The following is a 14515-nucleotide window of genomic DNA, read 5'->3' as shown; positions in this document are numbered from 1 at the left end:
TTCAGCCCAAGGCCTGCCAATGCCGAAATCTGTTGACCGTATTCCTCCGATGCCACGTATCCAGGCGCTCGACCCGAAACGGTCGGAGCAGAGTTGGGAAAGCGCGCCGCAGTTGCTGGCCGCCCTCAACGGAGCACGTCTGGGCGCCTGGTATTGGGACATCGAGCGCGGGCAGATCAGTTGGTCCAGAGGCACCCAGGCCCTGTTCGGCTTCGACCCCCGCCAGCCGTTGCCGGAGGACCTGGAATACCTCGACTTGTTGCCACCCGAGGACCGGGCGAAAACCATCCGCGCCTTCCACGCGGTGATTGCCGGCGCCCCGCTGGAACAGGCGATGCACCACCGCATTCGCTGGCCCGATGGCAGCCTGCACTGGCTGGAAATCAACGGCAGCCTGCTGCCGGACAAAAACGGCCGCCCACGCATGATTGGTGTGATCCGCGAGATCACCCACCAGCGCCAGCGCGAACAGGCCCTGAGCAGCTCGGAAAAACGTTTTGCGACGCTGTTTCACCTGTGCCCGAACATGGTCCTGCTGACCCGCCAGGAAGACGGGCTGATCACCGAAGCCAACCAGTATTTCGAAAGCCTGTTCGGCTGGCCGGTACAGAACGCGATCGGCCGCACCACCGTGGAACTGGGCCTGTGGGTGCACCCGGAACAACGCGAGAAACTGGTCAAGGCGACCAAGGCCAAAGGCGAGCTGATCAGCATGGAAGTGCAGTTCCGCGCCAGCAATGGCCAGGTCCACGACGGCATCCTCAGCGCGCAGAAAGTCGAGCTTGAGGGCCAGCCCTATCTGCTCAGCACCTTCCTCGACACCACCGAACGCAAGGCCGCCGAACTGGCCCTGAAGGACAGCCAGGAGCGCCTCGACCTGGCGCTGGACTCGGCGCAACTCGGCACCTGGGACTGGCATATTCCCAGCGGCATGCTCTATGGCTCAGCCCGGGCTGCCCAGTTGCACGGGCTGGATCCCAAGCCGTTCCATGAATCCTTCGAAGAGTTTTTCGAAGGCGTGCCCGGCGAAGAGCGCGACAGCATGCGCGATGCCTATCGCAGCCTGCGCGAAGGTCCGGCGGGCAACTATCAGTTGACCTACCGTGTACAACTGGAGGACGGCACTTCGCGCTATCTGGAAAGCCGCGCCCGCCTCTACCGCGATGAAAACGGCGTGCCGTTCCGCATGGCCGGGACCTTGCTGGACATCACCGATCAGGTCGAGCGCGAACAGAAGCTGGTCGCCTCCGAAGAGAAATTCGCCACGCTGTTCCAGGTCAGCCCGGACCCGATCTGCGTTACCCGCCAGGACACTGGCCAGTTCATCGAAATCAACTCCAGTTTCACCCAGACATTCGGCTGGAGCACCGCCGAGGTGATTGGCCGCAGCGCCGACGAGATCGGCCTCTGGGACGCGTCGGCCAAAAGCCTGCGCCGGATCGAACAGGTTATCCGCGAACAAGGCCTGAACAACGTCGCCATCCTCGTCCAGCACAAGGACGGCCAGGTGCTGACCTGCGTGATTTCCAGCCGTCAGATCAGCGTCGGCGACCAGCCGTGCATCGTCACCACGTTGCGCGACATCACCCAGCAACAACGCTCGGAAGCGGCGCTCAAGGCTAGCGAGGAGAAGTTCGCCAAGGCGTTCCACTCCAGCCCTGACGCCATCACCATCACCGAACGCGACACCGGGCGTTACCTGGAGGTCAACGATGGCTTCTGCCGTCTGACCGGTTATCGCGCCGACGAAGTGGTGGGCCGTACGGTGTACCAGGTCGGAATCTGGGCCGAGGAAAAACAACGTTCGGCGCTGCTGGCCGAGCTACAGATCAAGGGCCGCGTGCACCACCAGGAAATGCTCGGGCGCAACAAGCGCGGCGAGTTGCTGACCGTCGAAGTGTCGGTGGAACCGATCACCCTCAACGAAACGGCTTGCCTGTTGCTGACCGCACGGGACGTCAGCCTGCTGAAAAACGCCGAAGCGCAAATTCGTCACCTGGCCTACCACGACCCGCTGACCAATCTGCCGAACCGTGCGCTGCTGATGGATCGCCTGAGCCAGCAGATCGCCCTGCTCAAGCGCCACAACCTGCGAGGCGCGCTGATGTTTCTCGACCTCGACCACTTCAAGCATATCAACGATTCGCTCGGCCACCCGGTGGGCGACACGGTGCTGAAGATCATCACCGCACGCCTGGAAGCCAGCGTGCGCATGGAGGACACCGTCGCGCGGCTGGGCGGTGACGAATTCGTGGTGCTGCTCAGCGGCCTGGAAGGTTCGCGCAATGAAGTGACGACACAGGTCCGCGAGCTGGCGGACACCTTGCGCGAGTTGCTCTCGGAACCGATGTTCCTCGACGGCCAGCGCCTGCAAGTGACGCCGAGCATCGGCATCGCGCTGATTCCCGATCACGGCTCGACCCCGACCGACCTGCTCAAGCGTGCCGACATCGCGCTGTATCGGGCCAAGGATTCGGGACGCAACACCACGCAGATGTATCACAACACCATGCAGAAGGCCGCCAGCGAACGGCTGCGCATGGAAACCGACCTGCGCCTGGCCCTTTCCCGGGGCGAATTCGACGTGCATTACCAGCCGCAGATCGACGCCAGGGATAATCGCATCGTCGGCGCCGAGGCGCTGGTGCGCTGGAACCACCCCGAACTCGGTGCGCAATCGCCGACCGAATTCATCAAGGTCCTGGAAGACAGTGGGCTGATTCTGGAGGTCGGCACCTGGATCGTCGACGAGGCCTGCGATGCGTTCAAACAATTGATCGCCAAGGGCTTGATAGATCCGCTGAATTTCAGCCTGTGCGTGAATATCAGCCCGCGGCAATTCCGCCAGAACGACTTCGTCGAGCGCATCGAACACAGCCTCTCCACCCACGGCCTGCCCTGCTCGCTGCTGAAACTGGAGATTACCGAGGGCATCGTCATCCAGAACCTGGAAGACACCATCAACAAAATGCGCCGCCTGAAGAAGCTCGGCGTGAGCTTCGCCATGGACGACTTCGGCACCGGTTATTCCTCGCTGACCTACCTCAAGCGCCTGCCGGTCGACACCCTGAAAATCGACCAGTCGTTCATCCGCGACGCCACCACCGACCCCAACGACGCCGAGATCATCCGCGCCATCGTCGCCATGGCCCGCAGCCTCGAATTGAAAGTGATTGCCGAAGGGGTGGAAACGCCGGAGCAGCTGGAATTCCTGCTGGGGCTGGAGTGCCATTTTTATCAGGGGTATCTACATAGCCAGCCGTTGCCGGTGGAGGCCTTCGAAAAACTCCTGAAGTAACCCCGATCTCCTGTAGGAGCGAGCCTGCTCGCGATGGTCGTCAACGATGACGCGTACTGCCTGGATAAACGCGTCGTCCAGAAGTCCATCGTCGGAACGCCGCCCGGAGCAAGCTCGCTCCTACAGGTGGGTTGCCGGCACAAAAAAAGGGCGCCATTGGCGCCCTTTTTCATTCCCCTGCCTTAGTGCTGCAGAGCAGGTTTTTGCGTCCCGTTGATCGGGATGCGTTTGGCTTTCGCCTCTTCCGGCACGACCCGCAGCAGGTCGATGCTCAGCAGGCCGTTGCGCAGGTCGGCGGCCTTGATCTCGATGTGATCGGCCAGGCGGAACGACAGTTTGAATGCGCGCTGGGCGATGCCTTGATGCAGGAAGGTCACGCCTTCAGTCGCGTCACGTTTGCCGCCACTGATGGTCAACACACCCTTCTCGACTTGCAGGTCCAGGTCTTCTTCCTGGAAACCGGCCGCGGCCACGACGATGCGGTATTGATCGTCACCGTGTTTTTCCACGTTGTAAGGTGGGTAGGTGCTGCCTGGCTCGTTGCGCAGGGCGGTTTCGAACAGGTCGTTGAAACGGTCGAAACCCACCGAGGAACGGAACAGTGGGGCCAGGGAAAATGCGGTAGTCATGATTCAAATCTCCTGAAAACAATCAGCAAGTTTTTTGTCTCCGCGACCCGAATTCGGCATCGCGTAACCCTTAGATAGGGACCGCTGATTGCATTTCAAGAGATTATTTCGAGATTTTTTTCAGGCCGCCTCGGCGACCTGTAACCCCAGTAAACGCGAAACTTGATCCAGTTCCGTTTCACGGCGCAGCAGGGTAAACAGCTGGACCGCTTCGGGATAATTACGCGTCAGCATGGCCAGCCACTGCTTCAAACGCCCCGGCGACTGACGTGGCGTCATCTGCGCCTTGGCCTGCAACCAGAAGTCCTGGATCAGCGGCAGCAGCTCGGCCCAGGTCATCTCGACCACCTCTTCACCGGCACGGGCGGCGGCAATCTGCCGGGCCAGGTCCGGGCGCGAGACCAGGCCGCGACCGAGCATGATGTCTTCGACACCGCTGATTTCGCGGCAACGGCGCCAGTCTTCGACGCACCAGATGTCGCCATTGGCGAACACCGGGACCTTGACTACCTCTTGCACGCGGGGGATCCACTCCCAGTGCGCTGGCGGTTTGTAGCCGTCCATCTTGGTCCGCGCATGCACCACGATGTGTTCCGCACCGCCTTCGGCCAGGGCCGTGGCGCAGACAAGCGAGCCGTCCGGGCTGTCGAAGCCGAGACGCATTTTCGCGGTGACCGGGATATGCGCGGGTACGGCGCGACGGACATGTTCGACGATCTGGTTGAGCAGTTCGGGCTCTTTGAGCAACACCGCGCCGCCACGGGATTTGTTCACGGTTTTCGCCGGGCAGCCGAAGTTCAGGTCGATGACTTCGGACCCCAGCTCGCAGGCCAGCGCCGCGTTTTCCGCCAGGCACACCGGGTCGGAACCCAACAGCTGCACGCGCAACGGCACGCCAGACGCGGTGCGCGCGTCCGTCAGCAATTCAGGCCCGAACTTGTGGAAATACGCAGGGGTGAGCAGTTGGTCGTTGATCCGGATGAACTCGGTCACGCACCAATCGATACCGCCCACACGAGTCAGCACGTCCCGCAGGATGTTGTCGACCAACCCCTCCATGGGCGCCAAAGCAATTTGCATGAAAAACACACTCGACGAAAAACGTGCGGCAGTTTACTGGATTGCGCGAGAAATCTGCAGAACATCGCAGAATCCCTTGTGGGAGCGAGCCTGCTCGCGATAGCGGAGTGTCATTCAACATTGATGTCGGCTGATACATCGCTATCGCGAGCAGGCTCGCTCCCACATTAGATCTGGGTTGTGCTTAATGCTGGGGATAGCAACGCCGGGCCATAGCCCTCGATGAACTCCTCCGGCATGCGCTTGGGCTTGCCCGTGGACAGTTCAATGCAGACAAACGTGGTTTGCGCACGCAGCAGCGTGGTGTTGTCGCTCGGGCGCTTGAGCTGGAAGTGCCGGGTCATTTTCAGGCGCTGGTCCCAATCGACGATCCAGGTCGCCAACTCCAGCTGATCGCCTTCGTAGGCCGCGGCCAGGTAATCGATTTCGTGCCGCACCACCGCCATCGCCCGATCCAGCCGCCGATATTCGACCAGATCCAGGCCAAGCCGCTGAGAATGGCGCCAGGCGCAGCGTTCGAGCCAGGTCACGTATACCGCGTTATTGGCGTGCCCCAGCCCGTCGATGTCCTCGGCGCCCACCTCAAGATCAATGATAAATGGCGTTGCCCGATCCCAGCCCATGCCTCACTCCCGGTCAGATAATTCGACCGGGGCAGTGTAACGGATGCTCAGGCCGATTGGCGCGATTGCAGGCTGCGACCCGACAGCAGTGATAACACACCATCAATCACCCGAGGGTCCGCCAGCACCCGCTGATGCCCCCCCTCTTCCAGCCGCAGCAGACGGCTGTCGAACCAGGCTTCGTGGATCAGCTGGGATTCCTTGACCGAGACAAAGCAATCGTCTTCGGCGTGAACGATCAGGCCTGGCATGTCGAGCTGGTAGTGCGCAACATCCAGCGCCGCCGCGCGCATGCCCACATCTTTCTCGACCTGGCGGATGAACGCCGAACGGGCTTTTGGCGGCAGGCGCACATAGCGGGCGAAACCACGCAGGACCCCGAGAATCCGCGCCGGCGCACCGATCGTCACCAGGGTTTCGGTGCGCAGGCCCAACTGGACGGCGAGCATGGCACTGGCGCCACCCATCGAGTGACCGATGACCGCCTGAAGTGGTGGCAATTCTGCAGCGGCCTCAAGCATGGCGCGGGCAAACAGCACGACGTTGGCCTCGTTGCCCGGTGAACGGCCATGGGCCGGACCGTCGAGCGCCACCACGGTGTATCCGGCATCGACCAATGCGGTGATGAGACTGGCGAACTGCGTCGGACGCCCTTCCCAACCGTGCATCAGCAGCACGGCCGGGCCTTGCCCCCAGCGCAACGCCGAGAGCCCGAAGCGCAAAGTGATGCGTTCGGATTTCGCCAGCAGCGGCAATTCCCATTCACGCGGCGGTAGATCCCGCGGCGTCATGAACGCCAGTCGCATTTTGCTCGCGACCAGCTTCGGTGCAAACCAGCCCAAGGTGCCATTAACGCCACGAACCCACTTCAACGTGCTCATCGCTCTCACTCCCCAGGCCATTGCCTTCAGGTCATAGCACCGCCGACTTGGCGGCACGCAGCAATCGATCGGACAAATCTCCTGGCCCCAGCGCCCGCGCCAGAGCCAGACCACCGACCATCAAGGCCATGTCGGCCAGGGCTTTGTCGGTGTCTTCAGGACTGGCCGCCAACTGCGCGACCATCATTTCCAGGTGCTCATTCAATGCCACGCGAAACGAGTCCGGCAGACGTCCCAGTTCACCGACGGACGCCGGGATCGGGCATGCCGACTCCGAGGAGTCGCGGTGTTTGCGTGACAGGTAAAACGCCGCCACCAGCGCGCGGCGCTCTTCGCCGGTCAACTCGGCGTCCATGTCGGCAATCATACTGCGGCGGTGACCGAGCAGTTGCTTGAACGCTTCCAGCATCATTGCGTCCTTGCTTTCGAAGTGCGCATAGAAGCCGCCAACCGTCAGGCCGGCTGCGCCCATCACTTCGCCCACGCTCGGTTCGGCCGGTCCGCGCTGAATCAGCGCTGCGCTGGCGGCCTTGAGAATGCGTTCGCGGGTCTGAGCTTTTTTATCGTTCATCGTTGCCTCCGAATATTACGACTAGAATATTATTCTCATAATAATTTTCCGCAAGTCGTGATTGTGACCGCTGGTCTGAAGAACAGTTTGAAAGAAATGGGGGATTTGGCCAAACGCCAGACAAACAAAAGGGCCATTCAATAATTGAATGACCCTTATAAAATCCCGCAGAGCGGGTAATCGTGGCGTCCCCTAGGGGACTCGAACCCCTGTTACCGCCGTGAAAGGGCGGTGTCCTAGGCCACTAGACGAAGGGGACGCAAAACCTTCTATACAACTGATCAGTGCTGAGAGCTGATCGATTCAAGGCCTGCGTGGCCAGACCTTGAACTGTAAAATTGGTGGAGCTAGACGGGATCGAACCGTCGACCTCTTGCATGCCATGCAAGCGCTCTCCCAGCTGAGCTATAGCCCCGGATTTTTCGCCTCGCGGCGGAGCGACATCTTGCAACATCGCTTCTGTAAAACTGGCGTCCCCTAGGGGACTCGAACCCCTGTTACCGCCGTGAAAGGGCGGTGTCCTAGGCCACTAGACGAAGGGGACGCAAACCCTTCTATACAACAGATCAACGCTGAGTGTTGATCGCTTCAAGGCCGGTGTGGCCAGACCTTGAAGTGTAAATTGGTGGAGCTAGACGGGATCGAACCGTCGACCTCTTGCATGCCATGCAAGCGCTCTCCCAGCTGAGCTATAGCCCCTCATCGCTGAGGACGGGGCGAATCTTAATGGCGCTTCGGAAACGTGTCAAATTTATTTTTAACAATTTCCAAAGTTTTTTGCCGACATAACAATCACTTACCGCCCTCCCCCCGTAAATTCGGGGGAAGAGCCGAAGATCAGGATCAAAAGACCACGACCTTCGGCAGTTCCTTCAGGGGCAAACAACCTCAGGCGATGTTGCCCAGAAGTTTTTCCCACTCCTTGTTTTCCTTCTTCGACACGCCACCGAGCAAGTCGATGGCCTGACGCAGACGGAAACGTGTGAGGTCCGGACCGAGGATTTCCATCGCATCCAGCACCGACACCGAGCTGGCCTGCCCCGTGATCGCGGCAAACATCAGCGGCATGGCGTCACGCAGCTTCAGCTCCAGGGATTCGACCACCGCTTGAATGGTCGCAGTGATGCTGTCCTTCTCCCACTGACGCAGGCTTTCCAGCTTCCACAGGATCAACTGCATCAACTGACGAACCTGATCGCCCGAGAGCTTTTTGGATTCGAACAGCTTGGCATCCGGGTTCACGCCCCCGGCAAAGAAGAACCCGGCCAGCGGTGCAACCTGGCTGAAGGTTTCAACGCGGCCCTGCACGTGCGGCGCGATCTTCATCATGTACTCGGGATTCAGCGCCCAGGTCTGCAAGCGGCTGGCGAACTCTTCCACCGGCAAGTCACGCAGCCACTGGCCGTTGAGCCACGACAGTTTCTCGATGTCGAAAATCGGCCCGCCGAGGGAGACGCGGCTCAGGTCGAAGTGATCGACCATTTCCTGCAGCGAGAACTTCTCGCGCTCGTCCGGCATCGACCAGCCCATGCGGCCAAGGTAGTTGAGCATCGCTTCCGGCATGAAGCCCATGCGCTCGTAGAACGTGACCGAGGTCGGGTTCTTGCGCTTGGACAGCTTGCTCTTGTCCGGGTTACGCAGCAGCGGCATGTAGCACAGCTGCGGCTGTTCCCAGCCGAAGTATTCGTACAGGAGAATCAGTTTCGGCGCCGAAGGCAGCCATTCTTCGCCACGCAGCACGTGGGTGATGCCCATCAGGTGGTCATCGACCACGTTGGCCAGGAAGTACGTCGGCAGGCCGTCGGTCTTCATCAGAACTTGCATGTCCATGCGATCCCACGGGATCTCGACGTCGCCACGCAGCATGTCCGGCACCACGCAGACGCCTTCGCTCGGGACTTTCATGCGGATCACGTGCGGCTCGCCAGCGGCCAGGCGACGTGCGACTTCTTCTTTCGACAGCAGCAGTGCACGGCCGTCGTAGCGCGGGGTTTCGCCACGGGCCATTTGCTCGGCGCGCATCTGGTCCAGTTCTTCGGCGGTGCAGAAGCACGGGAATGCGTGACCGAGATCGACAAGCTGCTGGCAGTATTTCTGATAAATCTCGCCGCGCTCGCTTTGACGGTAAGGACCGTGCGGGCCGCCGACGTCCGGGCCTTCGCTCCAGTCGATGCCCAACCAGCGCAGGGCGTCGAAAATCTGCTGTTCGGACTCGCGGGTCGAACGCAGCTGGTCGGTGTCCTCGATCCGCAGGATGAACTCACCGCCGTGCTGCTTGGCAAAGCAGTAGTTGAACAAAGCGATGTAAGCGGTACCTACGTGGGGGTCCCCGGTAGGCGATGGCGCGATGCGCGTGCGGACGGTGGTCATGGCAAGTCTCGAAATGAAGATAAAACAAAGGGCGAATGGTAACAGGCGTTGCCCGCCCGGCTCCAGTGAACAGGGCATTTAAGCCAAGTTTGCGTCTACAACGGGCCTTGGCCGGGATGAATGATGGATTATCAGCCGATGGCATTTACCCACTATCGACTGTATGCCAAATTCGCCTGCTGATAACTTTCCTTACAATTTCTCGACTACAGTTTGCCCCATGCCTGCCCAACTCAAGCGTCGCCTGTCTATTTTCCTGTTGATCGTCCTGCTGATTGCCGGGGGCTTTTTTGCCCAGTGGTTCTTCAAGGGACGGTTTTATGAAAGCACCGATAACGCCTATGTCCAGGGCGAGATCACCCGTGTGTCGAGCCAGTTGGGCGCGCGTATCGATCGGGTGCTGGTGCAGGACAACCAGCACGTCGAGAAAGGCCAGTTGCTGATCCGGCTCGAAGGCGATGACTTCCAGCTCGCCGTCGACCGCGCCAATGCCGCCCTCGCCACCCGCCAGGCTGAACGCCTGCAAGCCCAGAGCAAACTGACCCAGCAAGCCAGCCTGATTGCCGCCAGCGACGCACAGGTCGCTTCCAGCCAGGCCAGCCTCGGCCGCTCGCAGATCGACCTGTCCCGCGCACAAACCCTGCGCAAGCCCGGTTACGTCTCTGAAGAACGGGTGACCACCCTTTCCGCCGACAACCACATCGCCCGCTCGCAAGTGAGCAAGGCCCAGGCGGATGCGCAAAGTCAGCGCCAGCAGGTCAACTCCCTGACAGCCGAAATCAAGCGCCTCGACGCAATGATTGCCAACGCCAAAACCGATCTGGCCCAGGCCGAACTGAACCTGACCCGCAGCGAAATCCATGCGCCGATCAGCGGCCTCATCGGCCAGCGCGCCGCGCGCGAAGGCCAATACGTGCAGGCCGGTGCTTACCTGCTGTCGATCGTTCCGGACCAGGACATCTGGATCCAGGCCAACTTCAAGGAAACCCAGATCGGCCACATGCAGCCCGGCCAGAAAGCCCAGCTGACCTTCGACGCCTACAGCGACACGCCGATCGACGCCCGGGTCGACAGCCTGTTCGCCGCCTCGGGTGCACAGTTCAGCCTGTTGCCGCCGGACAATGCCACGGGCAACTTCACCAAAGTCGTACAACGGATTCCGGTCAAACTGACCTTCGCCGCGGACAACCCGCTGCACGGCAAGATCCGTCCGGGCATGTCGGTCACCGCCAAAGTGAACATCAAAGACACCCCTGACGATGGCCGGTGATCAACTGATCCGCCCGGCCGGCGAACCGACCCGGCGGGACTGGATCGCGGTGATGAGCGTGATGCTCGGCGCCTTCATGGCGGTGCTCGACATCCAGATCACCAACTCGTCGCTCAAGGACATTCAAGGCGCGCTGTCGGCGACCCTTGAAGAAGGCTCATGGATTTCCACGTCGTACCTGGTCGCGGAAATCATCATGATTCCGCTGACGGCGTGGCTGGTGCAATTGCTCTCGGCGCGCCGCCTGGCGGTGTGGGTTTCGCTCGGGTTTCTGGCCTCGTCGCTGCTGTGCTCCATGGCCTGGAGCCTGGAAAGCATGATCGTGTTCCGCGCCCTGCAAGGCTTCACCGGCGGCGCGCTGATCCCGCTGGCGTTCACCCTCACGCTGATCAAGCTGCCCGAACACCACCGCGCCAAGGGCATGGCGATGTTCGCGATGACGGCGACCTTCGCGCCCTCAATCGGCCCGACACTCGGCGGCTGGCTCACGGAAAACTGGGGTTGGGAATACATCTTCTACATCAACATCCCGCCGGGCCTGATCATGATCGCCGGCCTGATGTACGGCCTGGAAAAGAAAGAGGCGCACTGGGAACTGCTGAAAAGCACCGACTACATGGGGATTGTCACCCTCGGCATCGGCCTCGGCTGCTTGCAGGTGTTTCTCGAGGAAGGCCATCGCAAGGACTGGCTCGAATCGGATTTGATCGTGACGCTTGGCAGTATCGCCCTGATCAGCCTGATCACCTTCGTGATCGTGCAGTTTTCCAAGCCCAATCCGCTGATCAACCTCAGCATTCTCGGCAATCGCAACTTCGGTTTGTCGAGTATTTCCAGCCTGGGAATGGGAGTCGGTTTGTACGGCTCGATCTTTCTGTTGCCGCTGTACCTGGCACAGATCCAGAACTACAACGCCCTGCAGATCGGCGAGGTGATCATGTGGATGGGCGTGCCGCAGCTGTTCCTGATTCCGCTGGTGCCGAAGCTGATGAAGGTCATTTCACCGAAATGGCTGTGCACCCTGGGTTTCGGCCTGTTCGGCTTGGCGAGTTTTTCGTCCGGCGTGCTGAACCCGGATTTCGCCGGGCCGCAGTTCAACCAGATCCAGATCATCCGGGCGCTGGGCCAGCCGTTGATCATGGTGACCATCTCGCTGATCGCCACCGCGTACATCCTGCCGCAGGATGCGGGCTCGGCATCGAGTCTGTTCAACATCCTGCGCAACCTCGGCGGCGCGATCGGCATCGCCCTCCTCGCCACGTTGCTGGACGCGCGGACCAAGACTTACTTTGATTATTTGCGCGAAGCGATTGTGCCGACCAACCCGCAGGTGGCCGAGCGGATGGCGTCGTTGACCGACCGGTTTGGCAGTGAAGCGGCGGCGCTGGGCAAGCTCAGTGAAATCGCCCATCAGCAGGCGTCGATCATGGCTTACAACGATGCGTTTCACTTTGTCGGGATTGCGCTGGGGATCAGCATGATTGCGGTGTTGTTGACCAAGAAATTGCCGGTGGGGATCAAGGCTGGCGAAGCCCATTAGATCGGGGCGCCCCAATCGCGAGCAGGCTCACTCCTACAAGGATTACGCCAGTCCTTGCAGGAGTGAGCCTGCTCGCGATGAGGCCGGTAAAGGCAACGCAACAATCAGACAGTAATCAACCGATCCCGCAACTTGGCAATCTCGTCGCGCATCTGCGCCGCCGCCTCGAACTCCAGATCGCGGGCCAGCTGGTACATCTTCTCTTCCAGCGCCTTGATCCGCTTGGCAACCTCCCCCGGCGAACGCAATTCCGCTTCGTACTTGGCGCTTTCCTCGGCGGCCTTGGCCATGCCTTTGCGCTTCTTGCTGCGCGAGCCCGGTACCGTGGCGCCTTCCATGATGTCGGCCACGTCCTTGAACACGCCTTTAGGGGTAATGCCGTTGGCCAGGTTGAAGGCAATCTGCTTGTCGCGCCGACGCTCGGTTTCGCCGATCGCCCGCTCCATGGAACCGGTGATCCGGTCCGCGTAGAGAATCGCCCGGCCATTGAGGTTCCGCGCCGCGCGGCCGATGGTCTGGATCAGCGAGCGCTCGGAACGCAGGAAGCCTTCCTTGTCCGCATCGAGGATCGCCACCAGCGAAACTTCCGGCATGTCCAGGCCTTCGCGCAGCAGGTTGATCCCCACCAGCACATCGAAGGTGCCGAGGCGCAGGTCGCGGATGATTTCCACCCGCTCCACGGTATCGATGTCCGAGTGCAGATACCGCACGCGCACGCCGTGGTCGGCGAGGTAATCGGTCAGGTCTTCGGACATGCGCTTGGTCAGCGTCGTGACCAGCACCCGCTCTTCCAGTGCGACGCGCTTGGTGATTTCCGACAGCAGATCGTCGACCTGGGTCAGCGCCGGACGGATTTCGATTTGCGGGTCCACCAGGCCGGTCGGCCGCACCACCATATCGATGACGCGTCCGGCGTGTTCTGCCTCATAGTTTCCCGGCGTGGCCGAGACGAAAATCGTCTGCGGGCTGATGCCTTCGAACTCGTCAAAGCGCATTGGCCGGTTGTCCAGCGCCGAAGGCAGGCGGAAGCCGTACTCCACCAGCGTCTCTTTACGTGAGCGGTCGCCCTTATACATCGCGCCGACTTGCGGCACGCTGACGTGGGATTCGTCGATCACCAGCAAGGCGTCCGCCGGCAGGTAATCGAACAGGGTCGGCGGCGCCTCACCGGACGCGCGGCCGGACAGGTAGCGCGAGTAGTTTTCGATGCCATTGCAGTAGCCCAGCTCGAGGATCATTTCCAGGTCGAAACGGGTGCGCTGTTCAAGGCGCTGCGCCTCCACCAGTTTGTTGTTGGAGCGCAGGTATTCCAGGCGCTCCTGCAATTCGACCTTGATCCCTTCGATGGCATCGAGCAGGGTTTCGCGCGGCGTCACGTAGTGGCTTTTCGGGTAGAAGGTGAAACGCGGCAGCTTGCGGATGACTTCGCCGGTCAGCGGATCGAATGCAGAGAGGCTTTCGACTTCGTCATCGAACAGTTCGATGCGGATCGCTTCGAAATCGGATTCCGCCGGGTGGATGTCGATCACATCGCCACGCACACGGAACGTCGCACGGGCGAAATCCATGTCGTTGCGGGTGTATTGCAGGTCGGCGAGGCGGCGCAGCAAGGCGCGCTGATCGAGCTTGTCGCCGCGATCCACGTGCAACACCATTTTCAGGTAGGTTTCCGGACTGCCCAGACCGTAGATGCACGACACCGTGGTGACGATGATCGCGTCCTTGCGCTCCAGCAACGCCTTGGTCGCCGAGAGTCGCATCTGTTCGATGTGGTCGTTGATCGAGGCGTCTTTCTCAATGAAGGTGTCCGAGGACGGCACGTAGGCTTCGGGCTGGTAGTAGTCGTAGTAGGAAACGAAGTACTCGACGGCGTTGTTCGGGAAAAACGCCTTGAACTCACCGTACAACTGCGCCGCCAGGGTCTTGTTCGGAGCGAGTACCAACGTCGGGCGCTGAACCTGGGCGATGACGTTGGCAATGCTGAACGTCTTGCCCGAACCGGTCACACCGAGCAACGTCTGGTGCGCCAGCCCGGCCTCGATGCCCTCGACCATCAGGCGGATGGCTTCCGGCTGGTCGCCGGCGGGCTCGAAGCGGGTGACTAGCTGGAATTCAGACATGAAATACCCTCTGGGTCGCGCCCGCCCGGGCAGACCGGACGGCAACGAGAAAGACCACAAACGACCGACGTCGCCCGAGGAAAAAACTGGATTGTGCTCAATGTGGAGTCGATTACCCGCGCTTTCAAGGCAA

The 14515-nt window shown here is 60.9% G+C and carries 10 protein-coding genes and 4 tRNA genes; 3 read left to right on the top strand and 11 right to left on the bottom strand.

Annotation, left to right across the window (positions count from 1 at the left end; all coding sequences use genetic code 11):
• Positions 1-19 precede the first annotated feature (19 nt).
• Complete coding sequence (locus ACF6ZU_RS22345; RefSeq protein ID WP_392887053.1) at positions 20-3298, top strand: PAS domain S-box protein; 3279 nt, start codon at positions 20-22, stop codon at positions 3296-3298.
• A 182-nt stretch (positions 3299-3480) separates the two neighbouring features.
• On the opposite strand, the gene ACF6ZU_RS22340 is transcribed toward ACF6ZU_RS22345, so the two are convergent.
• The 10 genes from ACF6ZU_RS22340 to gltX all read right to left on the bottom strand — a co-directional run bounded on the left by ACF6ZU_RS22340 (position 3481) and on the right by gltX (position 9452).
• Positions 3481-3927 carry an Hsp20 family protein gene (locus ACF6ZU_RS22340; protein ID WP_253439292.1) on the bottom strand — a complete coding sequence of 149 codons (447 nt, stop codon included), beginning with the start codon at positions 3925-3927 and terminating at the stop codon, positions 3481-3483.
• A gap of 120 nt (positions 3928-4047) precedes the next feature.
• The gene (locus ACF6ZU_RS22335) at positions 4048-5007 is read right to left on the bottom strand and encodes a tRNA dihydrouridine synthase (protein ID WP_392887049.1); all 960 of its coding nucleotides are present in this window, start codon (positions 5005-5007) and stop codon (positions 4048-4050) included.
• A 167-nt stretch (positions 5008-5174) separates the two neighbouring features.
• Positions 5175-5630 carry an acyl-CoA thioesterase gene (locus ACF6ZU_RS22330; RefSeq protein WP_392887048.1) on the bottom strand — a complete coding sequence of 152 codons (456 nt, stop codon included), beginning with the start codon at positions 5628-5630 and terminating at the stop codon, positions 5175-5177.
• Between the two features lie 47 nt (positions 5631-5677).
• Positions 5678-6511: an alpha/beta fold hydrolase gene (locus tag ACF6ZU_RS22325; protein ID WP_392887047.1), complete on the bottom strand. Its 834-nt coding sequence runs from the start codon at positions 6509-6511 to the stop codon at positions 5678-5680.
• A gap of 31 nt (positions 6512-6542) precedes the next feature.
• Entirely contained in the window at positions 6543-7082 is a 540-nt protein-coding gene (locus ACF6ZU_RS22320; protein WP_392887046.1) for a TetR/AcrR family transcriptional regulator, read from the bottom strand.
• Positions 7083-7265: 183 nt separating this feature from the next.
• Positions 7266-7341 (bottom strand) — tRNA-Glu (locus tag ACF6ZU_RS22315).
• 80 nt (positions 7342-7421) lie between these two features.
• Positions 7422-7497 (bottom strand) — tRNA-Ala (locus ACF6ZU_RS22310).
• 53 nt (positions 7498-7550) lie between these two features.
• Positions 7551-7626: transfer RNA gene (locus tag ACF6ZU_RS22305), tRNA-Glu, on the bottom strand.
• A 79-nt stretch (positions 7627-7705) separates the two neighbouring features.
• Positions 7706-7781 (bottom strand) — tRNA-Ala (locus tag ACF6ZU_RS22300).
• A 189-nt stretch (positions 7782-7970) separates the two neighbouring features.
• Complete coding sequence (gene gltX / locus ACF6ZU_RS22295) at positions 7971-9452, bottom strand: glutamate--tRNA ligase (protein ID WP_392887045.1); 1482 nt, start codon at positions 9450-9452, stop codon at positions 7971-7973.
• Between the two features lie 220 nt (positions 9453-9672).
• On the opposite strand from gltX, the gene ACF6ZU_RS22290 reads away from it, so the two are divergent.
• Positions 9673-10722: an HlyD family secretion protein gene (locus ACF6ZU_RS22290; protein WP_392887043.1), complete on the top strand. Its 1050-nt coding sequence runs from the start codon at positions 9673-9675 to the stop codon at positions 10720-10722.
• 49 nt (positions 10723-10771) lie between these two features.
• Positions 10772-12262 carry an MDR family MFS transporter gene (locus ACF6ZU_RS22285; RefSeq protein WP_392893877.1) on the top strand — a complete coding sequence of 497 codons (1491 nt, stop codon included), beginning with the start codon at positions 10772-10774 and terminating at the stop codon, positions 12260-12262.
• A gap of 104 nt (positions 12263-12366) precedes the next feature.
• Here ACF6ZU_RS22285 and uvrB read toward each other — a convergent pair whose 3' ends face one another.
• Positions 12367-14382, bottom strand: coding sequence for an excinuclease ABC subunit UvrB (uvrB, locus tag ACF6ZU_RS22280; RefSeq protein WP_392887042.1), 2016 nt, complete (start codon positions 14380-14382; stop codon positions 12367-12369).
• Positions 14383-14515 lie beyond the last annotated feature (133 nt).

Source organism: Pseudomonas migulae (genome assembly GCF_043225285.1).
GTDB lineage: Bacteria > Pseudomonadota > Gammaproteobacteria > Pseudomonadales > Pseudomonadaceae > Aquipseudomonas > Aquipseudomonas migulae_C.
Note: the sequence above shows the minus strand (reverse complement) of the source record. Positions and strands in the feature narration are given on the sequence as shown.